The organism is Pseudomonas sp. 008 (assembly GCF_016861935.1).
In the GTDB taxonomy this organism is placed as follows: Bacteria; Pseudomonadota; Gammaproteobacteria; order Pseudomonadales; family Pseudomonadaceae; genus Aquipseudomonas.
Window position 1 is genome coordinate 774,436 of record NZ_BOMA01000001.1, and the last position, 25,812, is coordinate 800,247.

At 57.8% G+C, this 25,812-nt stretch carries 20 protein-coding genes; 15 read left to right on the plus strand and 5 right to left on the minus strand.

All coding sequences use genetic code 11. The features are described 5' to 3' along the window. The first annotated feature begins 153 nt into the window (after window positions 1-153). Window positions 154-471 carry a YqjD family protein gene (locus JUI81_RS03415; RefSeq protein WP_019579237.1) on the plus strand — a complete coding sequence of 106 codons (318 nt, stop codon included), beginning with the start codon at window positions 154-156 and terminating at the stop codon, window positions 469-471. Between the two features lie 34 nt (window positions 472-505). Here the strand turns inward: JUI81_RS03415 and JUI81_RS03420 are convergent, their stop codons facing one another. Further along, window positions 506-1,546, minus strand: coding sequence for an Ldh family oxidoreductase (locus tag JUI81_RS03420; RefSeq protein ID WP_019579238.1), 1,041 nt, complete (start codon window positions 1,544-1,546; stop codon window positions 506-508). Between the two features lie 229 nt (window positions 1,547-1,775). Here JUI81_RS03420 and JUI81_RS03425 point away from each other — a divergent pair, with 229 nt between their 5' ends. Both JUI81_RS03425 and JUI81_RS03430 read left to right on the plus strand, forming a co-directional pair. Next, complete coding sequence (locus JUI81_RS03425; protein WP_204123732.1) at window positions 1,776-6,599, plus strand: dermonecrotic toxin domain-containing protein; 4,824 nt, start codon at window positions 1,776-1,778, stop codon at window positions 6,597-6,599. A gap of 98 nt (window positions 6,600-6,697) precedes the next feature. Next, the gene (locus tag JUI81_RS03430; RefSeq protein ID WP_019579240.1) at window positions 6,698-7,699 is read left to right on the plus strand and encodes a FecR family protein; all 1,002 of its coding nucleotides are present in this window, start codon (window positions 6,698-6,700) and stop codon (window positions 7,697-7,699) included. A gap of 56 nt (window positions 7,700-7,755) precedes the next feature. Here JUI81_RS03430 and JUI81_RS03435 read toward each other — a convergent pair whose 3' ends face one another. Next, window positions 7,756-10,101 carry an acylase gene (locus JUI81_RS03435; RefSeq protein ID WP_028940498.1) on the minus strand — a complete coding sequence of 782 codons (2,346 nt, stop codon included), beginning with the start codon at window positions 10,099-10,101 and terminating at the stop codon, window positions 7,756-7,758. A 234-nt stretch (window positions 10,102-10,335) separates the two neighbouring features. On the opposite strand from JUI81_RS03435, the gene JUI81_RS03440 reads away from it, so the two are divergent. Continuing rightward, entirely contained in the window at window positions 10,336-10,737 is a 402-nt protein-coding gene (locus tag JUI81_RS03440) for a fe2+ zn2+ uptake regulation protein (protein ID WP_204123733.1), read from the plus strand. On the opposite strand, the gene JUI81_RS03445 is transcribed toward JUI81_RS03440, so the two are convergent. Next, complete coding sequence (locus JUI81_RS03445) at window positions 10,727-10,915, minus strand: hypothetical protein (RefSeq protein WP_018926107.1); 189 nt, start codon at window positions 10,913-10,915, stop codon at window positions 10,727-10,729. The genes JUI81_RS03440 and JUI81_RS03445 overlap by 11 nt on opposite strands. A 158-nt stretch (window positions 10,916-11,073) precedes the next feature. On the opposite strand from JUI81_RS03445, the gene JUI81_RS03450 reads away from it, so the two are divergent. The 6 genes from JUI81_RS03450 to JUI81_RS03475 all read left to right on the plus strand — a co-directional run bounded on the left by JUI81_RS03450 (window position 11,074) and on the right by JUI81_RS03475 (window position 18,595). After that, window positions 11,074-11,211 (plus strand): hypothetical protein, encoded by a 138-nt coding sequence (locus JUI81_RS03450; RefSeq protein ID WP_019579242.1) that lies wholly within the window; start codon window positions 11,074-11,076, stop codon window positions 11,209-11,211. Between the two features lie 295 nt (window positions 11,212-11,506). Continuing rightward, window positions 11,507-12,748: an MdfA family multidrug efflux MFS transporter gene (locus tag JUI81_RS03455; RefSeq protein WP_026331694.1), complete on the plus strand. Its 1,242-nt coding sequence runs from the start codon at window positions 11,507-11,509 to the stop codon at window positions 12,746-12,748. Between the two features lie 21 nt (window positions 12,749-12,769). Beyond that, entirely contained in the window at window positions 12,770-13,900 is a 1,131-nt protein-coding gene (locus JUI81_RS03460) for an acyl-protein synthase (protein WP_204123734.1), read from the plus strand. Window position 13,901: 1 nt separating this feature from the next. Next, a complete protein-coding gene (locus tag JUI81_RS03465) occupies window positions 13,902-16,304 on the plus strand; it encodes an aldehyde dehydrogenase family protein (protein ID WP_204123735.1) in 2,403 nt (800 codons plus the stop codon). Window positions 16,305-16,343: 39 nt separating this feature from the next. Beyond that, on the plus strand, window positions 16,344-17,633 hold the full coding sequence (locus tag JUI81_RS03470) for a phenylacetate--CoA ligase family protein (RefSeq protein WP_204123736.1): 1,290 nt from the start codon (window positions 16,344-16,346) through the stop codon (window positions 17,631-17,633). After that, window positions 17,633-18,595, plus strand: coding sequence for a GNAT family N-acetyltransferase (locus JUI81_RS03475; protein ID WP_096480129.1), 963 nt, complete (start codon window positions 17,633-17,635; stop codon window positions 18,593-18,595). Before JUI81_RS03470 ends, JUI81_RS03475 begins: the two co-directional genes overlap by 1 nt. On the opposite strand, the gene JUI81_RS03480 is transcribed toward JUI81_RS03475, so the two are convergent. Next, window positions 18,584-19,510, minus strand: a complete 927-nt coding sequence (locus JUI81_RS03480; protein ID WP_204123737.1) for a LysR family transcriptional regulator — start codon at window positions 19,508-19,510, stop codon at window positions 18,584-18,586. The genes JUI81_RS03475 and JUI81_RS03480 overlap by 12 nt on opposite strands. Window positions 19,511-19,625: 115 nt before the next feature. On the opposite strand from JUI81_RS03480, the gene JUI81_RS03485 reads away from it, so the two are divergent. After that, window positions 19,626-20,621: an aldo/keto reductase gene (locus JUI81_RS03485; RefSeq protein ID WP_204123738.1), complete on the plus strand. Its 996-nt coding sequence runs from the start codon at window positions 19,626-19,628 to the stop codon at window positions 20,619-20,621. 49 nt (window positions 20,622-20,670) lie between these two features. Here JUI81_RS03485 and JUI81_RS03490 read toward each other — a convergent pair whose 3' ends face one another. Continuing rightward, a complete protein-coding gene (locus JUI81_RS03490) occupies window positions 20,671-21,204 on the minus strand; it encodes a hypothetical protein (RefSeq protein WP_019579250.1) in 534 nt (177 codons plus the stop codon). 562 nt (window positions 21,205-21,766) lie between these two features. Between JUI81_RS03490 and JUI81_RS03495 the strand changes: the two genes are divergently transcribed. From JUI81_RS03495 to glgA, 4 genes are all read left to right on the plus strand, one after another. Next, entirely contained in the window at window positions 21,767-22,213 is a 447-nt protein-coding gene (locus JUI81_RS03495) for a DUF411 domain-containing protein (protein ID WP_204123739.1), read from the plus strand. Next, window positions 22,213-22,659, plus strand: a complete 447-nt coding sequence (locus JUI81_RS03500) for a YqaA family protein (protein ID WP_028940491.1) — start codon at window positions 22,213-22,215, stop codon at window positions 22,657-22,659. Before JUI81_RS03495 ends, JUI81_RS03500 begins: the two co-directional genes overlap by 1 nt. 36 nt (window positions 22,660-22,695) lie before the next feature. Next, window positions 22,696-23,649 (plus strand): D-2-hydroxyacid dehydrogenase family protein, encoded by a 954-nt coding sequence (locus JUI81_RS03505; RefSeq protein ID WP_204123740.1) that lies wholly within the window; start codon window positions 22,696-22,698, stop codon window positions 23,647-23,649. 563 nt (window positions 23,650-24,212) lie between these two features. Then, window positions 24,213-25,799, plus strand: a complete 1,587-nt coding sequence (gene glgA, locus JUI81_RS03510; RefSeq protein ID WP_019579255.1) for a glycogen synthase GlgA — start codon at window positions 24,213-24,215, stop codon at window positions 25,797-25,799. The last annotated feature ends 13 nt before the right edge of the window (window positions 25,800-25,812 follow it).

Genomic DNA, 25,812 nt, shown 5'->3' on the forward strand with positions numbered 1-25,812 from the left:
CTGCGTAAAATAGGCGACATCTTACACTGTAGGAAGAAATGTCCTGCGCTGGATTTTTCTTCAGGGTTACGCCACCGCGCAAAATTGCTGCAACTTTTTCAATCGCCGCAGACTCCATTGCTCACTGTCCATTCATCTGTAAGGAGTACACCAATGGCCCGCAAATACACCGATCAAATCGCCGAGGATCAAATCAAGGATCAGGTCTTCAGCGAACTTCAGGCCCTGATCGAAGAATCGGAAAAACTGCTAAAAAGCAGTGCTTCACTGGTCGGCGAGGAAGCGGACACCCTACGTGGACAAATCGCCCAGAAACTCCAGCAAGCCCGAAGCTCAGTTTCCAGCGTCCGCGACCGAACCCAACCCGCAGTCGACGCCACCGAAACCTACATCGGCGGTCATCCATGGCAAACCGTGGCCATTTCTGCGGGCTTCGGCCTGGTGGTTGGTCTGTTGTTGGGTCGGCGTTAAACCATTGACCACTGCGAAACCTGTGGGATCGGGCTCAAAGCCCGGCCAGTTCCCGCAGATTCGCCAGCGTCTGTGGATCGAGCGCAATGCCTTCAACATTGGCTTTGGCGCGTTGCAGGTGACGCCGATCACCCGGTAAACGCTTGAGCCCCACACCATGCATCTGCCGGACCAGTTCCTGACTGCGTTCGGCAAAATTCTGCCCCGCCGCTTTGCTCGGATCGATCACGATCAGCAGTTGCCCGGTCCAGGGGGTTTTGGCCCCCGGATGGTTCGACCAGTCGAACTCGAAAGAAAAGTTGCCACCCGTCAACGCCGCCGCCAACAACTCCACCATCATCGACAGCGCCGAGCCCTTGTGCCCGCCAAACGGCAGCAACGCGCCACCTTCGAGAATGGCTTTCGGGTCCTGAGTCGGCTGGCCGAGGCTGTCCACACCCATGCCCGCTGGCAAGCGTTCGCCTTTACGCGCGGCGATCTGCACGTCGCCATGGGCGATGGCGCTGGTCGCCAAGTCGAAGACAATCGGCGCACCGCCGGCCCTGGGCGCGGCGAAGGCAATCGGGTTGGTGCCGAACAGCGGACGATCGGCACCGTGCGGCACCACGCAGGTCATGCTGTTGACCACGCTCAGCGCCACCAATCCTTCGTCGGCAAACGGCTCGACGTCCGGCCACAAGGCTGCGAAGTGATGGGAATTGCGGATCGCCAACACCGCAATGCCGGCACTGCGGGCTTTTTCCACCAGCAAGGGCCGCGCCGCCGCGAGGGCCGGTTGGGCAAATCCATTACCGGCGTCAACCCGGACAAAACCCGAGGCCACGTCCTCGACCACCGGCACGGCCTGGCCATTGACCCAGCCGCTTTGCAGCGTCGACACATAACCGGGAATCCGGAACACACCGTGACTGTGAGCCCCGTCACGTTCGGCGCTGGCGCAGTTGAGGGCCAGGGTTCTGGCCACATCGGCTGAGGTGCCATGGCGCAGGAAAATCTGTTCGAGCAATTGAACGAGCGCGTCGAAATCGAGGTTTTGTGTGTTCGAGTTGACGGCCATTTCAGGCGATGCGGTCATCTGAAGCTCCGGTTTTATTATTGGGTATGGGCAACAGGTCAAGCGAGGTTGCAGGGCAACCGAAAAAAGTCGTCGATTAAGCGCTGTTTTACCGGCGTCCTGTCAAGCCTGCGACAAAGGATAAGCTCAAGCAATATGTACCGCACCCGGGCTTTCCATTGGCCCTACTGTTTTCCCTCGACCCAACGACCTGCGATCGCCATCGATCGCAGCCCATCGAGGAAAAATCATGACTGCTCCAGCACTGCCGTATTTTTTCGACGAGGCAGAACGTGCATCCAATGCCAAACAACCCGGTGATCGCGAGAAAGCGCTGAACTTCACCCTTGATGACCTGAAATGGTTAAAGGGCGTTTACCTCCCGACCCAAGTAGCGCGCAAGACACACAGCAAACCTATGCACGTCGACCGATTGCTTCTAAGCCAAACCGGTGCGGCCGATATTCCACTGGCCGGAGCCTTCGCAATAAGCCGGCCCAATGACGGCGAGGTAACGCTCTACACACCCTGGAAAGGTCTGATCAAATTCGCCGACATGGACGACGTGAAAAGCAAACTCAAGGAGTGGCTGGTGCAGGACACCGGAAAGCGAGAATTACTGCGCTACCTCTCAATCGAACAACGCACCGCTTTGCTGGCAGCCGCCACGCCAGACATCACCCTACAAGCCATCGAAGGGCCGGTATTTCAGGATCAAGAGGCTGTCCTCGAACGCAATGGGGCCCACAACATCCAGGTGATGATGGGCGAGCTGATAAAGACTCCGACCCTGCAGGCGATGCTCGATGAAACCCTCAAGATTGCCTTGGCCAGGTCCTTCCCCGAATTGGACCAACGCCACACGCGACTGGAGAGCTTTATCAACACCGTTTCCGCCTTCGACAATACCGAATATAGCCACAAGATGTCCGCGCTACCGCTGGGCACCGCCCTCCTGCAGTACTACCTGACCAATCAATGGCCCGTTGGCGACTACCGGATTTTTTCCCACCCCCGACACGGCGTGAGCAGCAACGCCGATAACCAGGTATGGGAAAGTGCGATCACGGAAATCGCGCAAAGTTTTACACCACACCTGCAAAGCCTGCTCGAGACGTTCTGGAACATGCCCATGAATGGCGGACAATCTCGTGCTGAGTTTTTAACCGAGTGCATGCGCGACACCTATCACGTGAATCTGTTGCTCAGATGCCAGCAAGGTGTTTTGTCCGTGCAGCAATACCTGCGCCTTATGAACATCAGCCTCATGCCCACCCCGGGCGCGTCTCTGCGTATTGAAAAAGTGCGCGTCACCGCCCCCTATAAGCACTATGCGGAACTGGCCTCGACCTTGATGATTGGCGGTGACGATACGCTCGGTTTTTTGTACACCCAATCCCGAGGCATCGAAGCCACGAGCGACCTGCCCGCCATCAAGAGCATCGTGTTGCGCATGCTGAAAAGCGAAGGTCATGAAGACACGCTGCTCAATTTCATGTCGCTGGATGAGCGCGGCACGTTTCTTGACCTGAAACCCCATGACACAATGCTTATCGGTGAAGCGATTGTCGGTCCGGTGTTTGAACAACTGATGGCGGACGTGCTTGCCAAACAATCGCAAAACCTGAGCTACGCCTTGAGCCGGTACCGTGAAAGCGAAGGCACGCTCAACCTCCACGCCCTGCTCGACAAGGCGCTGGATGTTCGAGGCCTGATCGACGATCGGCTGCTGGTCCCCGACACTGCCGGGCGCTGGAGCACCCAAGCAGACCAGCGCTGGAGCGCGCAACCGGCCACCGTGCGCGCCGAGTCGGCCAAAGAACAGCTGAGCCTGCTCTCCACGGTCGAACAGGCGCTCGAACAACGCCTTGAAAACCACCCCACCATTCCCGCCCTAACCCGCACGGTCGCTGAAGCGCAGCGTATCGTCGGTTCATCGCTGGAAGGCTTGCAATCGAGCTTCACCCATACCCTGTCAACGGCGCTGCGCAGCGAACTCAAACTGCGAACCGTCGCCCGTACGTTAGGTGCAACGGAACAGGCGATCATCAAAACGGTGCTCGATGCCCCGGTGCACCTGCAACGCACTGCACTTAACGGTTTTCTGCCCGACGTGTTTTCTCTGGCGCTCAAGGTGGACGACTCCGCCGACTTATTGAAACTGGCCAGTTGTTTTGTGCTGACTGAACGAGGCGGACTGGACCCGATACATTCGGGCAAGGCCATTGTATGGACCCCGGCGCTTGGCTTCGAAGCATTCCCGTCACTCAAACCCTTGCTGACCGAACTAGAAAGACGCCTGCAAGACCAAGATGAACGTAGCACGCTGCTGGAAAACCTCGGACGCGACCAGCGATTGCCCAGGCAGATAGTGAACCTGGCACCTCTGCAGCGGGTACACGGCAATTTCTTCGATCATGTACAAAGGCCCAATGTCCACCTCGACCTGACGTCCATCGAGGATGCACTGAAGACACCGCTTTGCGTTACGAACCTATCCAGGTTGCTGAACCTGGTGGCACTGCGTGAACCGAAGACAGGGTTACAACGTGCAACGGACATCGCCCGGTCCCTGACAACCCAGCAAATGCTTCCGGCATGGCTGGCAAAGGCCTCTATCGCAGACCAGATGCTGCACGGAGAACTGCTTCAGCAATATCTGAATAACACCACCGACGACAAGGACTACCTGAGCGGCGTTCGCACGTTGGCGCGCACGGCACACCATGAATTGCAGAAGCAACTCAAGGCAGACGCCTTCGACATTGACCCAGACAATGTGGAGATACACATCAGACCACGTCCGACATCTGGGCCAGTGATACAAACCCTGACAGAGTTTGCGCTGACCCACATTAAGGATCTGGAACAAGCCGCCTTCAAGCTGGTGTCGCTTAATGCCACCACCATTCCTGACGACATGGACCAGAGTTACATCAAAGACCTGATACGTAACCTGAAGCTGGGCGAGCATCAGCAAGTGATATTGAACACAGAGTTTGCCGATACACACATCAGCGCGGTGGATCGCAGAAAGCGGTTCGCCACGCAATTGCCCTGGCAATTGATGCACTACGCCCATTCGGAAAAACTGCAGGAGCGCCTGAGCGAGACCGGGTTTGATCTGATCCGGCAAGTCATGGACATGCCCGACGCCATCGCCCGTGCCGCAGTCGACGGTGCAAATGCGATCATCCGCCCACTTGAGTTCATCGGTATCAAGAGTGGCCAGACCATCAAAGTGCCAGGCCTCTATTTGATCGGTTCAACGTCGGACAGCGCAGGACCACAGGTGCTTATAGCGCCCTATAGTCCTCGGCATGGGGTGAAAGAATATGACAATGAACAACAACTGGTGACCGAAATGAAGACCCGGGGCGCGCTGCATCACTGGGTACTCAAGAATCTGCCGCAGCCTGATCGGATCCTGGTGGAAAACCGGATGGCGCACACCAGTAATCGCCTCAACGAAGTCACCCTGGCGTCCAGTCCGATCAAGGGAAACCTGTTCAGGCACTTATTCAACGACAACGCCGCATTACTCGCTCGTTTACTGGGGTGTCAGTCGGACAACCATGCTCAGGGCGAATGGGCAACCATCAAGCATGTATTGGGTGAGGACTTTCATCAGGCTTTTACGTTTTTCATGGGCAAACTCGCTTATCCGATCACGGTATGGCGCAGTTACCGGGACATCAAGCAGTCTGCCGAAGACCTGCAAACGCACAAGTGGGGGGCCGCGATAAAGGCGTTCATCAGCGGTATTGCGCAACTCGCCACCTTGCGTCAATCGATGGAAAACCAGACGCCCTCATCCTTGTCCGTGACTGAGCCGACACCCGCAGCACCCGACACCCGGTTCAAATGGAAAGATGTCGACATCACCGCTCCCGAACGCACTCACTTGCAGCGCTATGAGAGTCCCGATGTCGATCTGGGCTCATTGACGCCGAACCCGACGCTTGGGCTTTACACCCATCCGACGACAAAAAAACACTATGCCCCGGTTGAAGGCAAAGTGTATCCACTCGAAAAACGGGGCGCGCGTTGGTGCATCGGCGGCGACGATGCCCATGGTCCCAATCTTCGCCTGAACACCTCCAAACAATGGGTGCTGGATTTGAAAGCGCTGGCTCCGCGCTACAGCATGCTCAACCGATTGGAGACCGCTCTTGCTGTAAGGGAAGGCATGAATGTCGAAGCCGATGGGATGGCAGAAATCCGCATGCTGTTTCCCGTCAGGGCTCGATTGATCGACGAAAGTCTTGACCAGGCGACCACGTATGCCTGGAACGCTTTTCGCAACCTGCAACTACTCAGAACCTCGGGTAACAAGGTCACTCCTGTGCATCAGCTCATTATGGAGTTTCTCGATGTACCGACAGTGCTACCCGAGCATATGACGATGCTCGAAAAAGTCGTCGGCGATATTTTTGGTGCTTTGCTGGATCCCACACTCAGGGAAGCCAGGTCCGAGCGGTTTGTGGTCGGAAGCGTCCATGAAGGCAGGGAAACCACCTTTGCCTTCACGATTCCTTCGGACCGCAAGCGCAAAGTCTATCTGGCAGAGAAATTCTTTCTCCCGTATTTCGACCATTACCGCAATTACATGTCTGATGCATCCTTCCCCATCCGGCCTCATGCCCGTGCCTCCACCTTGATCCACGAACTGTCGCACATTGTGTGCGACACAGAAGACCTTGGTTATCTCGACGCCTCCAGACCTTTTGCCGACTTGATAGAAACGTCGAGCTCCCGGGCCAGAGACCTTAAAAAAGCACTGACTGACGTTCAGCGGACCGCCTTATCGAGCAAGTCACCCTTGAATCAACTGTTCAAGCTCGAGAATGCTGATTCCGGGCTATGGGAAGATTTTGGCAGTACTACTTATGACAATACTGATCGGATGCTGGAACATGTTTTGAAATTAACGGGTGAACAGACTCTGGACGATGCCCGCAAGCGCTTCATGAGGGACTCAACGACCAGACTGGCTGTGCAACTCAGCAATGCTGATAGCGTGTCCTGGTTAATCGGTCAGTTAGGGCGACAATTGCACACCAGCACTCCTTGAACCATAAAAATAAGCGCCACTTTGATGGGGAAATGCCATGACGGCTGTTCTCGCAGACTTCCCCTCAAGGTTAGAATGCAGGAAATCAGGATGAGTCAATGACCGACCACTCTCTCTCGCAAGCCCAATACGACGCCATCACCGATGCCGCTGCGCACTGGTGCATGCGTCTGCACGCCACCGACTGCACAGAAGAGGAACGCCTGGCGTTCGAGCAATGGCGTGATGCTCATCCGCTGCACGCCTTCGAGTACGAAGCCATGCTGGAGATCTGGGATGTTGCGGGGGATTTACCTCGTCCTGAATCCGCCACACCGGCTGTTCGGCTCAAACCGACAACGCCCTGGCGCACCTTCGGCATCGCCGCCACCGTCTGCGCCCTGGCGCTGCCACTGGCGGCGTATACCGGATGGAACCTGGGGTGGCTGCCCAATGCCTACCAGCATTTCGAGGCGACCGATAATGTTCGTCAGGTCACGCTAGGTGACGGCAGCCAGGTGGAGCTGAACCTGGGCAGTGAACTGACGTTCAGCAATTACAAGGATCAACGTCGTGTCACGCTGAAAAAAGGCGAAGCCTTCTTCAGCGTCAGCCACGACCTGCAGCACCCGTTCATTGTCAGGGCGGGCGACGGCAGGATTCGCGTCACCGGCACCCAATTCAATGTCTGGATGTATGAAGACCAAGTACGTGTGAACCTGATCGAGGGTTCCGTGCTGGTGACCAGCAACGATGCCCTGCCCGGCGACGGTCTACGCCTGGAACCTGCGATGCAGGCACGTTACAGGCACGGCGACTTCACGCCACAAATCAGCCAGACCTATGCCAACGACCAATCGCTGGCCTGGCGCAGCGGCAAACTGGTGCTTGATAACCTGGCGCTGACCGACGCCCTGCCCTTGATCAATCGTTATCTGAACAAACCGGTGATGCTCGCGGACCATAGCGCTGGTTCGATTCGCCTCGGCGGTATCTACAACATCAAAGAACTCAATAACCTGGTGGCTTCGCTGCCCAAGGTGCTGCCGGTCTACCTGACCCGCAACCAGGACGGCAATCCGGTCCTCAACTCAATGCCTCAACAAGCCCCAAAAAGCTGAAGGCCGCGACCCTTGCGGGGTGCGGCCTTCATTTTTTCATTTAAACGCTATCGCTGTTATTGCGCGGCGATCTTCCCTGCTTTTTCATCCTGCTCGCGGATCGTCTGAGCCTGGTACTGCGGATCAGCCGTGATCTGCTGCTCGCTGAACGGCAACACACTCAACTGTTTCTTCGAAAAGGCCTGTGTCTGGTCCCGGGAATACTTCGACGCCGGGTCACTGGACAACGAGAATGCCAGCAACCCCTGAGCCTGCGGCCCCTTGTCATCGAACGTCACCACCTGCAAATAGCTGGTGCCACTGACGACTTCACGTTTGCCGTCGGTTCTCGGCACGCTTTGAATGGCGTTATACACACCCAGCGTGCCTGGCCCGCCGTGGATCGGCGTTTGCTGCCCGCCACTGCTGGCCACCTGGATATCGCCCCAGCGGCTATCGGCCTTCAAGCCAAGGCTCTTGACCTTTTCTACCGAAGCCAGCATCGCCGCCCGAACCGCTTTGGCGACTTCCGGCCGTTCGATTGCCAGGCCACGCGGTGTGGTTTGCGGGTCCTTCGTATCGAACGCCACACGCCAGAAGTCAGGGGTTTGCTGCAACGCCAGCATGACGTTCTGAAAATGCACAAAGCCCAGCCCACTGTCCAGATTCACTCGGTGATCCCAAGCCTTGAGACTCGCACACAAGGGCGTCAGCGTCGGCGCATCGGTGCCGAGGTCCGCGGCACAGAATTGCAGCAGGTCCGGCATCACCAGGGCCGCCTGATACACCTGATCGTCCATCACCATGTGTTGCAGATCCGCCGCCGCTATAGGACCCGCCTTGTTCAAAAAGCTCAGGCGCTCCAGGGCGAAGCGCGAACGCAGCCCCAATGGCTGGCTGTCCTGACTGATCAATGGCGAGAAACCGGTGAGCGGTTGTGCCGGATTAGCCATCCAGGCCGAATCGTTGGAATGCTGCACAAAATCCTTGCGCAACAGTTGCGGCAACTTGTCTGCCGCATAAATGCCTTTTTGCGCAGCGTGCGGGTCGATGTCCCAGGCACAAGCACCGTTGGAGCCGTCGAGCAGGATCATCTGTAACCCCGCTCGCGGATCGCTGCACTTGGCCAACTTCTCGGCACTGACGTTCGGCACCACCGACAGGTTCATGTAAAGCGTCTGCCCCTGATCGTCCACTGCCAGGGTGTTGACCCACGGGATCCCCTGAATCTTGTGCACCGAAGCCTGTAAATCCTTGAGGCTGGCGGCACGATTCATCGCGTACCACTGCTGCAAGACCCGGTCGTTATCCAGGTTGGCATCGCGCAGGCTGTAGGCAAACTGATTGTTCCAGTCCAGTTTTCCGGGCCATTGCACAATCGGCCCGAACGCCGAGCTATAGACCACATGAGAAATCTGCCGGGTCTGGCCATCGGGTTGCTTCACGCTGACCGCCAGCGTCTGCTTTTTCATCGGCAAGGACTTGCCATCGAGCAGGTAGCGGGTCGGCTCCTTCGGATCGAGTTGCAGGCGATACAAGGTGAAGTGCTTGGACGAATCCACGGTGTGGGTCCATGCCAGATGCTGATTGAACCCGATGTTAATCATCGGCAGACCGGGCAACGCGGCGCCCATCACATCCAGTTTGCCGGGAATGGTCAGGTGCATCTGATAAAAACGCATCCCGCCCACCCAAGGGAAGTGCGGATTGGCCAGCAGCATTCCGCGACCGTTGAACGAACGCTCACTGCCAACCGCCACGGCGTTGCTGCCGCGATCCAGAGCGAAGCGTTGCATGCGCGAAGCCGCCAACTGGAACGACTCCGGGTCGCCTGCCACATGAGCGACGGCGTTAGGCGGAGTCGCGCCGGCCAGTGCTTCGGCAAACTGCCCCACGCCGCCTTCGACCAACAATCGACGAGTCAACTTGACCAGGTCCTGGGCGGTAATTGCGCGCACCCATTCGCCCTGGCATTGCTGCGGTAAACCTTGCGCTCGACGCTCTGTCAGCGAACGGTTGTAACCCGCCACATAACCTTCAATGAGCTCACGGACTTCCGGAGTTTGCGCCTGCCAGAAACCGGCGACAGCCTCAGGGGTGTTCAGCCAGTTGAAAAACAGATCGCTGGCCAGGTTGCCGCGCTCCTCGAGCGTCACCTGCTCCGGGCCAAAATACCGCGAACGCTCGCCATTGACGGTGACGATCTCATTGGCCAGCAAGCACAAGTTGTCTTGAGCGTAGGCATAGCCAATGCCATAGCCGAGCCCACGCTCGTTTTCGGCGCGGATATGCGGTACGCCGAAACTGGTACGACGGATGTCGGCCGTCGCCTGCTCTGGCTGGCTGCGCGCGTTTGCCGCAAGGCTCAGCCCCAGAAACACACCCGCCAGGCTCAACCTGGTTAACTGCCTGGAAATAATCACGCTCGCTCCTGATCGAAAAGACGTATGACACGCAATGCGCCTTCCAGAAAAACGAAGCAAACACCAAAAAAATTAGGTCTTTGAGGGCATCCCCAATGCCCTTCTCACAGAGCGCTGACGTCGCGGCGACAAATTTTCTACATGCAGGTCTTCATTATTTCCCGGCTCGTTCGTCTTATTGATCAAGAGCACCCATCACATTTTCATGATCAGGCTCTGGAAAGGAGTTTTTGCATGTACAACCCGCAACTGCCAACGGATGGTAGCCATGCATCAAAGGGCAGCGCCATGAGCTCCGGTGCTTGCAATCAACAGACCGAACGCCAGGGCAACGAACGGATCAGGTTTTTGCTCAAGTGCTTTGGCCTGCGGACCAGCCTGATTCGCCTGAAAGTCATCGACGCCTTGCTAAGCGCCGCCGAAGGCGACCGCAGCCTGGGTGTGCGCGGTGTGCACAGTCATTTGCTGGACCTGGACATTCCCCTGTCCTTTCTCAGTGTCCGCGAAGTGTTGAAACGCCTGTGCAGTGAAGGCGTGATCACGCTCAATCCAGACAAAAGCTACAGCCTGCATCCACAGGCTGTAGCCGTCCTTCATGGTGTGCAATCAGGCCAGCAGGCGTCGCTCAAGGCTTGACCTTGCGACGCATCACGCCATTGATCACCACCACGACCACCGCCACGCCAATGGCGATGTACTGGAACAGCTTCTCACTGATGAACCCTGCGTTCTGCAGCCAGGAAAGGCCGAACATGATCCCCAGTACCACCAGGGAAATCAGAATCGAGTATTTCAAACGTTGCGACTGGGTCATTACGGGTTCCTGAACCAAAAAAATGTATCCGGTTTGTATCCGACTGCATACCAAACCCCTACAGTTCTTTGCGAATGCGGGGCTGCAAACGGGGTCTCATGTTACAGCCGATGAAGAGTTTTGACTTCATTGCGGCGATAACCATGAGGATTTTTAAAATGCTCCGTCGAATCACACGGCTGATTCCACTGCTCGCCCTCCTGACCCTGAGTGGCTGCATCATTTTTCCTAATAACGGCTGGCATGGCGGCCACCATTACGACCGTGACGGACACGGCTACTATCAGCGTCGATAACGTTAATTTGCTTTCTTGACCAGAGAGCAATTTACTGTTCACTCACAAGACGAAGAACTTTCCTACACCTCGCGTAAAAATGCCTGCTCTATAGCAGGCATTTTTGGGTGGAACCGTTATTATTTCGCTGTAATTTTATTTACAAATTTACTCTTCTTTCTCTTGACCTCCCAACCAGACATATAACGAAAAGCATTGAAACTCTTAGCCTCAAATAAGCACATGTAATCATTCATGAGCCATGGTTATTCTTGCTCCGCTGCTTTATCCAACTTCCAGCACCGACAGGAACACCATGCGCAAACCTTTGATAGATATAAGTCCGCCTCGATTATTTGGTTTTTGCCTTGCGATCACTCTTTTCGAGCTGCTGACTTATATGGCCAGCGATATGATCATGCCGGCCATGTTGACCGTAACCCATCAACTGGATGCCAGTCCGAGTCACGTCCCATATGCCTTCAACCTTTACTTGATTGGCGGCATTCTGCTGCAGTGGCTGATCGGTCCATTGTCCGATCACTTCGGTCGTCGCAGGCTGTTGCTCATCGGTTGTGCGGCGTTTGCTCTGGCCTGTGCCGCGGCGTTCTACGTGCAGAGCATTCTTGCCTTCAACGGCTTGCGCCTGATTCAGGGCATCGGATTGGGATTTGTCATTGCAGTCAGTTATCCAGCCCTGCAAGAGGTCTTCTGCGAAGCCGACGCGGTAAAAATCATGGCGTTGCTGGGGAACGTTGCGCTGCTCTCCCCGCTTCTCGGCCCCCTGCTCGGCAGCCTGGCGCTGGAATGGCTTTCCTGGCGGGAGCTGTTTTTAGTGTTGGGCGCCGGTGGCGCGACGGTCTGGTTCGGGCTTTACCTGTTCATGCCGGAAACCGTGGGTACTGTGCGCCAGGACGGTCAACAATTGGCCGCAGTGCCCTTTGAATGGAACGGCACCGTGCGCCGATACGCCGCGTTGCTCAGCAACACGCAATTCCTGAGCGCTACCGTCGCCCTCGGACTCATGAGCCTGCCGTTGATTGCCTGGATCGGCTTGGCGCCAATCTTGCTGATCCAGGGCCAAGGACTTTCTCCTCTGCAGTACGGCCTGTGGCAAATCCCGGTATTTGCGTCCGTCATTCTCGGCAATCTGATACTCAATCGATTGCTTGCCAACACTGAACTGCCCCAACTGATTCGATATGCGCTCTGGCCATTTTGCGGCGGGCTCATTGCATTGATCACCATAACGTTCACCGGTGCTTCAACGGTGCTGTTGGTCAGTTGCCTATCGCTTTACGCCATCGGTCTTGGCATGAGCAATGCCGCGCTGTACCGGCTCGCCCTGTTCTCCAGCGACGACAGCAAAGGCCTGGTCTCGGCCATGATCGGCATGATCTCCATCGCCGTGATGGGTGGTGGCGGCTCGATCATTGCCGCTCTGGGTGCCGGTGACAGCCTTGAAGCTTTCGCCCTGATGGCCGGTCTCACGGGACTCTTGTGCCTGGTGCCCTTACGACTGTTTCTGCGCCGCTCTCATATCACGCTTGCCGTCTGACACCACCCCACAGGTCTCTTGATGATCCATCTACCCCACACCGATGCGCTTTGCGCGTTAGCACAACCCTATTGCCTGGAATCCATGCCAAAAGGTCTGTTCGATCAGGCAATGGGTGAAATCAGCCTGTTTCATTGTCATCACACGCCCGGATATGAACGCTGGCTGAACGCCAATGGGCTTGCTGCCAACACCCTGGAGACACTGGATGACTGGTCCAGGCTGCCGCCGATTTTCGCCAATTACTTCAAACGTCATTTGTTGTTCGGCCCCACAGGCGAAGACGCGTTGGAGCTGACATCATCCGGCACCAGCGGCCAGAAGAGTCGCATGCGCTACGACCATCGCAGCATGACCGCGGCACAAGGCATGGTGAACCACATCTTCCGGCATTACGGCTGGGATACTCCGCACACCCCCTGCAATTACCTGCTCCTGAGCTATGAACCCGAGGCTGCCACCACATTGGGCACGGCCTACACCGATCAGTTTCTTTGCAGCTATGCCCCCGTCAACCGAGTCGTTTACGGCTTGCGCCTGACCGGAAAAGGCCACGATTTCGACCTTTTCGGTGTGATTCGTGCCTTGCAGGAGTTTGCCGAGGAAGGATTGCCCGTTCGCATTATCGGTTTTCCGGCATTCCTTTCGCATGCGCTTCAATGCATGGAAGACACCAGCGTCGCCGATTTGCAGTTGCCTGCCCAGTCACTGGTGTTTCTGGGCGGTGGCTGGAAAACCCAGGCCGCGCAGGAGATTCCCCTGCATAAGTTGTATGCCCGCATCAACCGGCAATTGGGTATCGACCTGTCCCGCTGTCGGGACGGCTACGGCGCCGTAGAGCATGCCGTGCCCTATATCCAGTGTGCCCACCATCATTTTCATGTACCGATTTACTCGAGGGTTTTCGTGCGCAACCCATCCGATTTCACTGTCCAGCCCTACGGCCAGCGCGGCTTGCTGGGATTCGTCTCCCCGTACATCTCGTCCAGCCCTGCTCATGCTGTGGTCATGGGCGATCTGGCGACATTGCACCCCGGCACAAGTTGCGGATGCGGCTTGGCGACCGATTGGTTCGAACTGCATGGACGTGCCGGCACCACCGCCAGTCGCAGCTGTGCCATGGCCGCTTCAGAACTGATCGGGGGGGCTTGATATGTACCTGATCAATGGCCAGTTGCGTGATGACGTCACCCCGCAAAGCGCCCTGCAACTCCTTCAAGAATCATTGCCTCGATTGCTTTGCGCACCGATCGATAGCGAGACCGTCATCGAGTCTGCCGCTCGCTTTGCGGCGCAGTTGCAAACTCGTAGCCTGGATCTGTCCCTCGACGACGATCAATATCAAGGGCTGATCGATTTCTGCCAACACAGCAACCTGAGCACCAAGCTTGAGCGGGAACTGGGCCAGCTACCGCGTTCGCTGCGACGCATCGACTACCGACAACCGTGCTTCGAAAGCTGGCACCCGTTGGGGCTGGTGGTGCATATCACCCCGGGCAATGCGCCGATGCTGGCGTTCTGCGCGATCCTCGAAAGCCTGCTGGCCGGCAACATCAACTGGCTTCGCCCCAGCTCCAGCGATCAGGGTTTGACCGCACAGTTGCTCGCCGCCCTTGTGCAGTGCGACACCAGCGGCAGACTGGCCGAATTCGTAGCGGTTCTGCCGGTGAACACCTCGTACATCGCTCAACTCTGCGCCAAGGCCGATGGAGTGTCCGCCTGGGGCGGGGAAGCGGCGCTTAAATCTATCCGTCAGCAGATCCCGTCCGGCTGTCGCTGGATCGATTGGGGACACAAAATCAGCTTTGCCTATCTGTCACCTGACGCGGCGACCCCTTCGGCGCTCGATGCGTTGGTGGATGAAGTCTGTCGACTGGATCAGCAGGCGTGCACCAGCCCTCAGTGGGTGCTGGTGGACAGCAACGATCCAGCCGTCTTGCAGAACCTTGGAGATCGACTGGCCGAAGCCTTCATCCGTCGCGCCCCACACTGGCCGGCGTTAAGCCCGACAGATCAGGAAGCATCGGAAATCACTACCCGAACCGCCATGGCGCGGCTCGGCCAGTGCTTTGCCAATCAGACCGGCCAGGTGTGGACCGGCCTCGGATGGCGTGTCATCTGGGAGCACCATCAAACGCTCGCGCCGTCACCACTGTTTCGTACGATTATGCTCAAACCGGTTCCGCAACATCTGCTCGCCGAGACACTGCAGCCCTGGCGCAACGTCCTGCAAAGTTGCGCGTTGATGTGCCCCCCGGCAAAAACGCCTGAGACTGTTCGAACATTGGTCAATGCCGGCGTCAGCCGCATTGCGCCTTGTGAGTCGATCCATGACGGCTACGCCGGTGAGCCCCACGATGGCGTCTACGCGCTGTCGCGTCTGAGTCGCCGCCTCTCGGTGAGTTTGCCCCCGCATGTGTCGACGGGCCGTGCGACGCTCGACCCGGTTCCGCCTGCCCCTGACACATCTAATGACCCGATCATGGACAAATGCACTTTTATGGCCCAGCCGATCGGGTCCGCAGCACAGCTGTACTTCCGTTCCGGCGGAAGCAGCGGGACGCCGGCGTTGGCTGGATTCAGCTATCAAGACTTTCAACGACAAATGCGCGCCGCAGCCGATGGCATGTTCTGCGTCGGCCTCGATCCGTCACTGGACCGGGTGATGAACCTGTTCTACGGCGGCAACCTTTATGGTGGTTTTTTCAGCTTTTCCAACATTCTTCAACAGATGGGTGTTGTGCATTTGCCCATGGGGGCTCCCCAGGACGATGACTTCAGCGAAATCGCCCGACTGATCGTGGAGCAGCGCGTCACCGTGCTGATCGGCATGCCCAGTACGCTGCATCGGCTGTTTCTCAAAGAGCAGGCCCGACTTCGCGCTTATGCCGGTATCGGCAAAGTATTCCTTGGCGGCGAACATCCGGGAGAAGCCAGTCGGCGCCTGATGGAAAGTTGTGGGGTGTCGACGATTCGCTCCGCCATGTATGGCTCCGTCGATGCCGGCCCCCTGGGGCATGCCTGCCGGGCAACGGCGGACGGTGTATTCCATTTGATGAGCGAAACCCAGCATCTGGAAATCGTTCAGCTCGAACAGGATGTGCCGGTACAGGCCAATGAGATCGGCCGGCTGCTGTTTACGTCCCGCGCCCGGCAAGGTCAGCACGTGCGCCGATATGACATCGGCGACACCGGCCGCTGGATACCCGGAGCCTGCGCTTGCGGACTGGAGACGCCACGATTCGAACTGCTGCAGCGGCACGGCAAGCTGGTGCGCATTGGCACGGAATTCATTGCGCCTGCGGCGCTGGAACTCAGTGTGGGATCCCCCATTCAAGTGGTCCTGGACCACAACGCCGACGGGATCGAACGAATGCACGTTCGCGCGGATGCAGACGCCGCGTGGGTACACGAAAAACTGCTGACCCACGAAGCCTTGGCGAATGCGGTGCGTGCTGAACTTTTAATTGTGGAGGTGACGACATGCGCTGAACAAGCATTCACCCGAAACAAACACAGTGGCAAAACACCGTTAATTATCGATCAACGAAAATAAAAAAGTCGACGCAAGACGCTCACCATAAAAGAGAATGCCGTGAAGCCAACTTATTCGCTTGATCAACTTTTACCTTATATAAGACAACACTCCAACTTCTACCGTAAACATCTGGAGCACTTGCCCGCGAACAGGCTTACTTTAAAAGATCTGCCATTAACCAATGTGGCCGACTATTGGTCCGGTAGCAACGACTTGAGTCATTGGTCAGTCCTGACCGGAGATGTCGATGACGCACTGGTATTTAAAACCGGCGGTTCGACCAGCCAGGGCAAACTTGCAGTTTACTCCTCCGAGGAATGGCACACTTTGGTCAGCACGTTCGGCGCCAGCCTCTCAGCTCAACTGAACAACGGCGACCGGGTTGCCAACCTGTTTTTTTCAGGGGATCTCTACGCCAGCTTTCTGTTTATCCACGACTCCCTGGCTCATGTCGGGCGACCTATCTGTGAGTTTCCGTTTACCGGCAGCGTCGAGCTCGACGTACTGGCGGATGCCATCGCACGACATCGGATCAATGTTCTGGCCGGAGTGCCGGCACAGTTATTGCGATTCGCAGCTTACCTGGCGCAGCATCGGCTTGTGTTGTGCGGGGTCGAGACGCTGCTGTACGGCGGCGAAAGCCTGTTTACCGCGCAGTTGGCAATGCTCGCAGAAGTGTTCCCCAACGCACGCATCGCCTCTATTGGCTATGCCAGCGTAGACGCCGGACTCATTGGCGCCAGCGATCGCGACTGTGCATTGGGCGAGCATCGGGTATTCGAACCACAAACCCTGCTGGAAATCATCGATGAAGACACTGGTGAAGTGATTGAAGAATGCGATCGCATCGGGTTGTTGGTACTGACCAACCTTACACGCCAGCTCATGCCGCTGCTGCGTTACCCGGTGGGAGACCGTGCTTGTTGGCGTGAACCGACCGCAACCCCGATGCGTAAATTCGCCCTCAAGGGGCGCAGTGCCCATAGTCAACGTATACGAGTAGGTGTGTTGTCGCTGTTTACCGAAGAAATACACGAGATTGTTCAGCGTGCAGCACGCACTGAGCAATGGCAATTGCTGATCGAGCAGACCGGCCACAAAGATCTGTTGAGCGTGATGTGGGTGCCTGAACCTCACTTGCAAACCGTCGAACCGGATCGCCACGCACTGCGTGAGGCGCTGCTTGCCCACTACCCCGCCATCGTCGAGCTAAGCCGCGAGGGCCTGCTCGAGTTGCGGGTGCAGACCTGTGCAACCACCGATCTGAAGCTTCACCCTCGCTCGGGCAAACAACTCAGGGTGCTGGATTTGCGAGTGTATGACACTCCCTCGCTGGAGACTGTGTGATGACCCGGTTGATATTTCGCGCCTACCGCCCCTCCGACGCAGGTGCCGTGAGTCAACTGTTTCGAGAGGTCTACGGCGATCATTACGTTCAGCCGGATGTCTACCTGCCGAACATGATCAGTCAGCACCACGCCGCGGGGCGCTGGCAATCGATGCTGGCCGTGGACGACGCACGCGTTCTGGGGCATGCCGCATTGTGTTGCGACACGCTTTCGAATACCGCGGAACTGGCCCTAAGCGTGGTGCATCCCGCCGCACAGGGACAAAGTATCGCAACCCGCCTGGGCCGAGAGTTATTGAGGCAGTCAGGTTCTCTGGGGCTCACGAGCGTTTCGATCAAGCAAGTGACCCACCATCCCTACACTCAACGCATGGCAGAAAAGATCGGTTTTCACAGCACTGGATTGCTTCCCGACTATGTCCCTTCGCCATTCGCTGAACCACTCCCGGAAACCATCGTGATGGGGTGTCGCATGGTCGAAGGATGTGAGCACCCGCTCCCCGACATTCCCTGGCCCGAACGCTACCGGGCGCTCATGAAGCACCTGTGCTCGGTGTTCGGAACCCGGCAGGCTATAGCGTCGCGGTCAGAGATGCCTTTGCAAATAAAGCAACACCAGCATCGGTTCGATATTGTCATTCCGCGCTTGAACAGACACTTGCTCCAACAACTCTGGCAGCTGCCCAGGCAGTGGACGATCTGCGCCAGACTCGAACTATCCCGGCACTTCACACGAGACTTGCGAAGCTTTTCGGCGCTGGGCTTCGCCTTCACCGGCCTGATGCCCACGCCGGGTGGCAATGGCTGGTTCGCCCTGTTTCATCGGGGTGTCCAGTCTCGCCCCCTCAACCTGAACTGCCCGCACATGCAACAGTTGCATGACGATCTACAACACAACGCCAACGCCACGATAGGCCACCGCTGCGCCGACGTCCCCATCGGTGCCCGCTCAGCCGCGTGAGTCTTCTCTGTAAAAACCATTACCCGACTGAGCGCAAAGTTCCACCAGCCAGTCGACAAACACCCTAACCCGCCGGGACAACTGGCGGTGAGGAGGATAGAGCGCCGTCAGCGGCATACCCGGTGGCGGCACATCCCTCAGGACCTCGATCAACCGCCCCTCCTTCAATTGACGGGCAACGTGATAATACGGAGCCTGGACCAAGCCATACCCCGCCTCACACGCCGCCAGATAGCCATCGGAGCTGTTGACCGCGACGTGCTTGGGCAGGTCGATCAACCGCAACTGCCCATCGACGACAAACTCCAGTCCGTAGCGTTTGCCTGTGCTATTGGAAAAGTACTCCACCATCTGATGCCCCTTCAGATCCTCCAGACACCACGGAGTCCCGCAACGCTGCAAGTATTCGGGACTCGCACACGTGACCTGATCCAGTGTGGCCAGCGGTCGCGCCACCAGTGATTCGTCCAGGGCCGAGCCGCCCCGCAACACGCAATCGACACCTTCGCGGATCAGATCCACAGTCCGGTCATTCAAACCGATTTCCAGCTCGATCAAGGGATAGCGTGCTGTGAATTGCGGCAATGCCGGGATCACCATCAAACGCCCCACTCCCGCCGGCATATCCACTCGCAACAGGCCTTTGGGGTTGTGGCGAGCAGCGGAAAACACGGCTTCGGTTTCCTCCAGATCCGCCAGCAACTGCACGCAACGCGGGTAATAGGCTGCGCCATCGAGCGTCAGGCTGATTTGCCGGGTGGTGCGTTGCAGCAGTTGCACGCCCAGGTGGGCCTCAAGTTGCTTGATCAGAATGGTCACGGAGGCACGCGGCAATTGCAGGCTGTCCGCCGCCTTGGCGAAGCCGCCCAGTTCGACGATACGCGTGAATACACGCATGGCGTTTAAACGATCCATGGTCAGGACTCGATGATTATTTAGAAATTACGAACAGTGATAGCACTTTTAGCCGGTTTATCTTCGTTCTGTCGAGATCGACACTAAGCGCCTACATCCACAGGGAGTTCATTTCATGCAAACACGTCAACTGGGCAAGAACGGACCACAGGTGTCAGCCATCGGTCTGGGCTGCATGGGCATGACCGATTTCTACACCACCGGCGTAGACACCCGCGAAGCCACGGCAACGCTGCATCGCGCGCTGGAGTTGGGGATCAACCTGCTCGACACGGCGGACATGTACGGCCCACACACCAACGAAGAGCTGATCGGCAAGGCGATTGTCGGCAAGCGCGACCAGGTGTTTCTGGCCAGCAAGTTCGGCATTGTCCGAGACCCGTCCAACCCTGGTGCACGGGGTGTCAACGGTCGCCCGGAATACATTCGCGCGGCAATCGACGGCACCCTCAAGCGCCTGGGCGTGGAAACCCTGGATTTGTATTACCAGCACCGCATCGATCCGCAGGTGGCCATCGAGGAAACCGTCGGCGCCATGGCCGAACTGGTGAAGGCCGGCAAGGTGCGCTATCTAGGATTGAGTGAGACCTCGGTCGACACGCTGGAGCGAGCGAACAAGGTTCATCCGATCAGCGCCCTGCAAAGTGAGTATTCGCTGTGGAGCCGCGATCAGGAAGATAACGGTTGCCTGGCCGCATGCCAGCGTCTGGGCGTGGCCTTCGTACCTTACAGCCCGTTGGGCCGGGGCTTTTTGACCGGGGCACTGAAAAGCCCGGATGACTTCGCCGCAGACGACTACCGTCGCTTCAGCCCGCGTTTCCAAGGGGAAAACTTCGCTAAAAACCTGTTGTTGGTGCAGCAGGTACAAACGCTGGCCGCCGACAAAGGCGTGACAGCCGGCCAATTGGCCTTAGCCTGGGTTTTGGCTCAAGGGGATTACCTGATCCCGATTCCGGGCACCAAACAGCGTAAATACCTGGAGGAAAATGTGGCCGCGCTGGAGGTGAAACTGAGCCGCGAAGAGTTGCAGGCCCTTGAAGCGATATTCCCGGCCAATGCCACCGCTGGCTTGCGCTATCCGGAAGAGGTCATGAAGTTGCTCGACCAGTAGCCGTTGCCTGGCCCGCTCGACAGCTCGAGCGGGCCAATGCAGCCAAACGTCAGGCCCTGGACTTGACGCCCTTGTCATTGGGCGCCACCGTTGTTCCGTTGCCCTTGCCGTAAGTTTGCAGGTTCTGCAGTACGTAGATCGCCGTCTTGTATTCCGGGATCAAGCCAGCGGCGTACTTGTCACCCTTGATGCTGTTGCTCTGGATGGCGTCCAATTGTGTGGCGAAATACTCCAGTGCATTGAACTTCGCATCCGGATCTTTCTGTACGCCAAACCGGTCGAACTTGTCACCGGCATTCAATAAGGTCATCGAAGTAATATCGGAAATCAGTCCTTTGCTTCTCAAGAAGGCACTGAGATTGCCCAGTTGCTTGGCGGAGACATTTTCCGGATCGAAGCCCTTGATGTTCCGGTGCAGTTTCTGTTCATCCATTTTCGCCGTGTTCAGCGCATTGGGATTGTTTCCCACCATTGCCAGCATCTGCTTGACCCTGGCGCTATGGGTGACAGGCTTGCTGCTGCCCGCATCCCTGACCAGTAATCCTGCCTTGCTCGTCCAGCTACCTGTGTAACCGATTGTCATGACCGGGCTCCCGACTGCGTGACCGGATGACCATCATCCAAAACACACAGACGTCCTTGTGAGGCGACCATAAAAAGTTCCTTGTTTGACCGAGTTAGGTGCGGGCGAGTATCGACGCGCAAACTAGTGCCACCAACTAATATTTCCTCTTTTTAACAATTTTTATACATTTATGATACTTATCAAAAAACGCCTTTTTTCATTGACCCAGATGACCTTGCAAATAGAGCAGCGGACAACTAAAAACAACTTTATGTACGCGTTAGTTAGTTCGTTTTTATCAGCCTCGACACTTACCGCCTTACAGCGCCCGTCACCCAGCGCGTCAACGAACATGCGGATCGGTTCAAGGTGCGTTGACTGTTGCCTACTGAGCACCGGTTTTCGACGCTCAGGAGGCAAACCTGACAATTTTGTCATTGCGCGCTCATTCAGCTGACAGCATTGATCTGTGATGATCTGGCCAGCCGACCTTGTATAACTTAGAAACACTCGCGCAATGCCCAGTCGGATAAAAGAGTCAAAATGCATCTTTTTGGCCGCAACCCGAGACGAGACTCCCATGCGAACCCACCTGCGTCTGGCCGCCCTGAGCGCCCTCTTCATCTCCTCCCTGGCCCAGGCCGCCGACCTGATCCCGATCGAAGTGCACCGCGACGCCAATTGCGGCTGCTGCAAAAAATGGGTCAGCCATCTGGAAGCCAACGGCTTCAAGGTCGAAGACCACGTCGAAGCCAACATGAGCCAGTTCAAGCAACAACACGGTGTGCCGCCTCGCCTGGCGTCGTGCCACACCGCCTTGATCAACGGCAAATTCGTCGAAGGCCATGTGCCGGCCGATCAAGTGCTGGCCTTGAGCAAGCGCGACGATCTGTTGGGGGTTGCCGCACCCGGCATGCCGATGGGCTCGCCCGGGATGGAAATGGACGGCATGAGCGACGCCTACCAAGTGATCGGCCTGCAAAAGGACGGCACTGACGTGGTGGTGGCGGACTACCCCGCCCATTGATGTTCGGTGCCTACATCGGGTTGTTTCTCGCGGCGTTCGGCGCCGCGAGCCTGCTGCCCTTGCAGTCCGAAGCGGTGTTGGTGGGGCTGTTGCTCAGCGACCGGTATTGGCTCTGGTCGCTGTTGGCAGTGGCAACGCTGGGCAACGTGCTGGGATCGCTGCTGAACTGGTGGCTGGGGCGCGGCATCGAGCGGTTTCGCGAGCGGCGCTGGTTTCCGGTCAGCCCTCGTCATCTTCAACAAGCCCAAAAACACTATCAGCGCTACGGTCATTGGTCCTTGCTGCTGAGCTGGGTGCCGATCATCGGCGACCCGCTGACACTGGTGGCCGGCGTCATGCGCGAACCGCTGGGGCGTTTCCTGATGATCGTGACCCTCGCCAAGGGCGCCCGCTATGGCGTGCTGGCAATGGCCACACTAGGCTGGATGGGTTTCCCGACTGGCTGAACAAAACCAATCCCGTTCGTTGATGAGGTAAGGCTGATGGCGGTGCAGATTGCAGTGATCGATGACTGGCAGGACGTGGCGCGTGACGTGGTGGACTGGTCGGTGCTGGACAGCATCGGCCAGGTGAGTTTTATCCATGACTACCCGGCCGACAACGAAACCCTGGCCGAGCGCCTGGGCGCATTCGAGGTGATCTGCGTGATGCGCGAGCGCACCCGGTTCGACGAAGACCTGCTGCGCCGCTTGCCCACCCTCAAACTGTTGGTCACCGGCGGCATGCGCAACGCCGCCCTGGACCTGAAGGCCGCCGCCGCGCTGGGCATCCAGGTCTGCGGCACCGACAGCTACAAACATGCCGCGCCAGAACTGACCTGGGCACTGATCATGGCCGCGACCCGCAACCTGGTGGCCGAAGCCAACGCCTTGCGCGCGGGCCTTTGGCAGCAAGGCCTGGGCGGCGACTTGCAGGGCAAGACGCTGGCGATCCTCGGCCTGGGCAGCATCGGTCAACGGGTCGCCCAATTCGGCCAGGTGTTCGGCATGCGCGTCATTGCGTGGAGCGAAAACCTCACCAGTGAACGAGCGGCCGAAGTCGGCGTGACCTATGTCAGCAAGCAGGAACTGTTCGAACAGGCTGATGTGCTGTCGGTCCATCTGGTGCTCAGCGAGCGCAGTCGCGGGTTGGTGGACGCTCAGGCGCTGGACTGGATGAAGCCCACGGCATGGCTGGTCAATACCGCGCGCGGGCCGATTGTCGATGAAGCGGCGCTGATCAAGGCCCTGCAGAAACAACGCCTGGCGGGTGCTGCGCTGGATGTGTTCGAGCACGAGCCGTTGCCCCGCCATCATCCGCTCAGAACCCTGGACAATGTGCTGGCCACACCCCATGTCGGGTACGTCAGCCGACAGAACTATCAGCTGTTCTTTTCGCAGATGATCGAGGACATTCAGGCTTGGGCGGCCGGGGCGCCGATTCGGTTGTTGGGCTGAGACGGCGTTATCGTTCTTCGCGGGCAAGCCGCGCGCCCACATGTGAAATGCATTCCCCTGTGAGAGCGAGGCCTGCCCGCGAAGAGGCCCTCAAATCCCCCCCTAAATTCTGCGCACCGCAATGGTGCAATCCCTATTCCATCGTGCCCAACTATCGTGACCTCCCGGTCCCGATTTGACCCACCCCAAAAAACAAACCTGCCCTTCGTCGGTGCGTTTCCCCATAAAGCCCGTGTGTTTTGTACCCTCCTCCAACCGATTGTCGAACAATTTGTCCGGTTGACCACCCCGCTCTAGGTTCTGGCCTAGACTGTTTTCGGGGAATAAAACCGACTGGTCATTCGGTGAAATAAATAGAAACTTTTGGTGCTGGCTTCAGGTCAGCTGAAAGGTAGGGCACAGCGACTGGTGCATTCCTTGCAACAGCCACTTCACCCATTGAGCTTCAGCGCATGGGCAGCACTTGCTCACCGATGCGTAGCGCGTTTGCGCCCGGCCACAGGAATTGGCCAACACCGTTTGTGCCAGGCCTGGAATCAGATCAACAACACGGGGAGATGCATATGATCAGTACGGCGTTAGATGTTCAGGGAGAACGTGCTCTTCAGCAGGTCGGCGAAGCCAACACCGTGGGAGCCCTTACCGCCAAATCGGTCAGCGTCCCGGTCACCAAGGCGTTGGCACCGGTAGTCCGTCAGAATCCCAACAAGAAGAAAGTGTTGTTCGTGACCTCGGAGATTGCCGACCTGGTGAAGACCGGAGGCCTGGGCGACGTTTCCGCCGCGCTGCCGCGAGCCATGGCCCACCTGCACGATGTCCGGGTGTTGATCCCCGGTTACCCGCAAGTGCTGAACAGCGAAAACCCGATTCATATCATCGGTGAACTGGGCGGGCACGCCGCGTTGCCGCCCTGCAAGATCGGGCGCATGGACATGCCCGACGGCCTGGTCATTTACGTGTTGATCTGCCCTGAACTGTACGAGCGCGAAGGTTCACCCTACGGCGCCAACAACGGCCGTGACTGGCCAGACAACCATATTCGTTTCGCCCGCCTGGGCCTTGCGGCCGCCGATATCGCCGCCAACCTCGCACAAATTCACTGGTGCCCGGATCTGGTGCACGCCCACGATTGGCCCGCCGGCCTGGCCCCTGCCTATATGCACTGGCGTGGCCAGCGCACCCCGACCCTATTCACCATCCACAACCTGGCGTACCAGGGCGTCACCAGCCTCGGTTCGTGCCCGGAACTCGGTATTCCCGTGCATGCCTTGCAGCAGGAAGGCATGGAGTTTTACGGCAAGATGTCGTTCCTCAAGGCCGGCATGGCCTACTCGAGTCACATCACCACCGTCAGCGCCACCTATGCCCAGGAAATCACCACGCCGGCCTTCGGCTGCGGTCTCGACGGTTTTCTCGCCGCCAAGACCCAGCAAGGTCTGCTCAGCGGGATTCCCAATGGCATCGATGAAAGCTGGGACGCCGCCACCGATCCGCACCTGTTCTGCCCGTTCGGCATCGGCGACTGGGACGGTAAAGCAGTCAACGCGGCGCACGTTCGCCGGTTGTTCGGCCTGGATGATTCCGAAGGCCCGCTGTTCGCCGTGGTCTCGCGACTTGTCTACCAGAAAGGCCTGGACCTGACCGAAGCGGTGGCCGAATACATTGTCGCCAACGGCGGGCAGATCGCGATTATCGGCCGTGGCGAACCGGAAGAAGAACAAGCCATGCGTGAGCTGGCGTTGCGCTTCCCCGGGCAAATCGGCGTGCACATCGGCTTCAATGAAACAGACGCCCGCCGGATGTTTGCCGGCAGTGATTTCCTGCTGATGCCTTCGCGTTACGAACCTTGCGGCCTGAGCCAGATGTATGCCCAGCGCTTCGGTTCATTGCCGGTGGCGCGCAATACCGGCGGCCTGGCCGACACCATTGAAAACGGCGTGACCGGTTTTCTTTTCGACGAATCCACCGTGGAGAGCTATCGCGAAGCCCTGAGCCGCGCGTTCAAGGTGTTCGCCTTCCCCGGCCTGCTCAACGCCATGCGTTGCCGGGCCATGGCGGCGCCTTTCAACTGGTGCAAGGCGGTCGAACCCTACGCCGAACTCTACGAACAACTGGTGGCTAAAGCGCTGGGTAAATCGGGCAAACAGTAAGAGGTTTTCAACG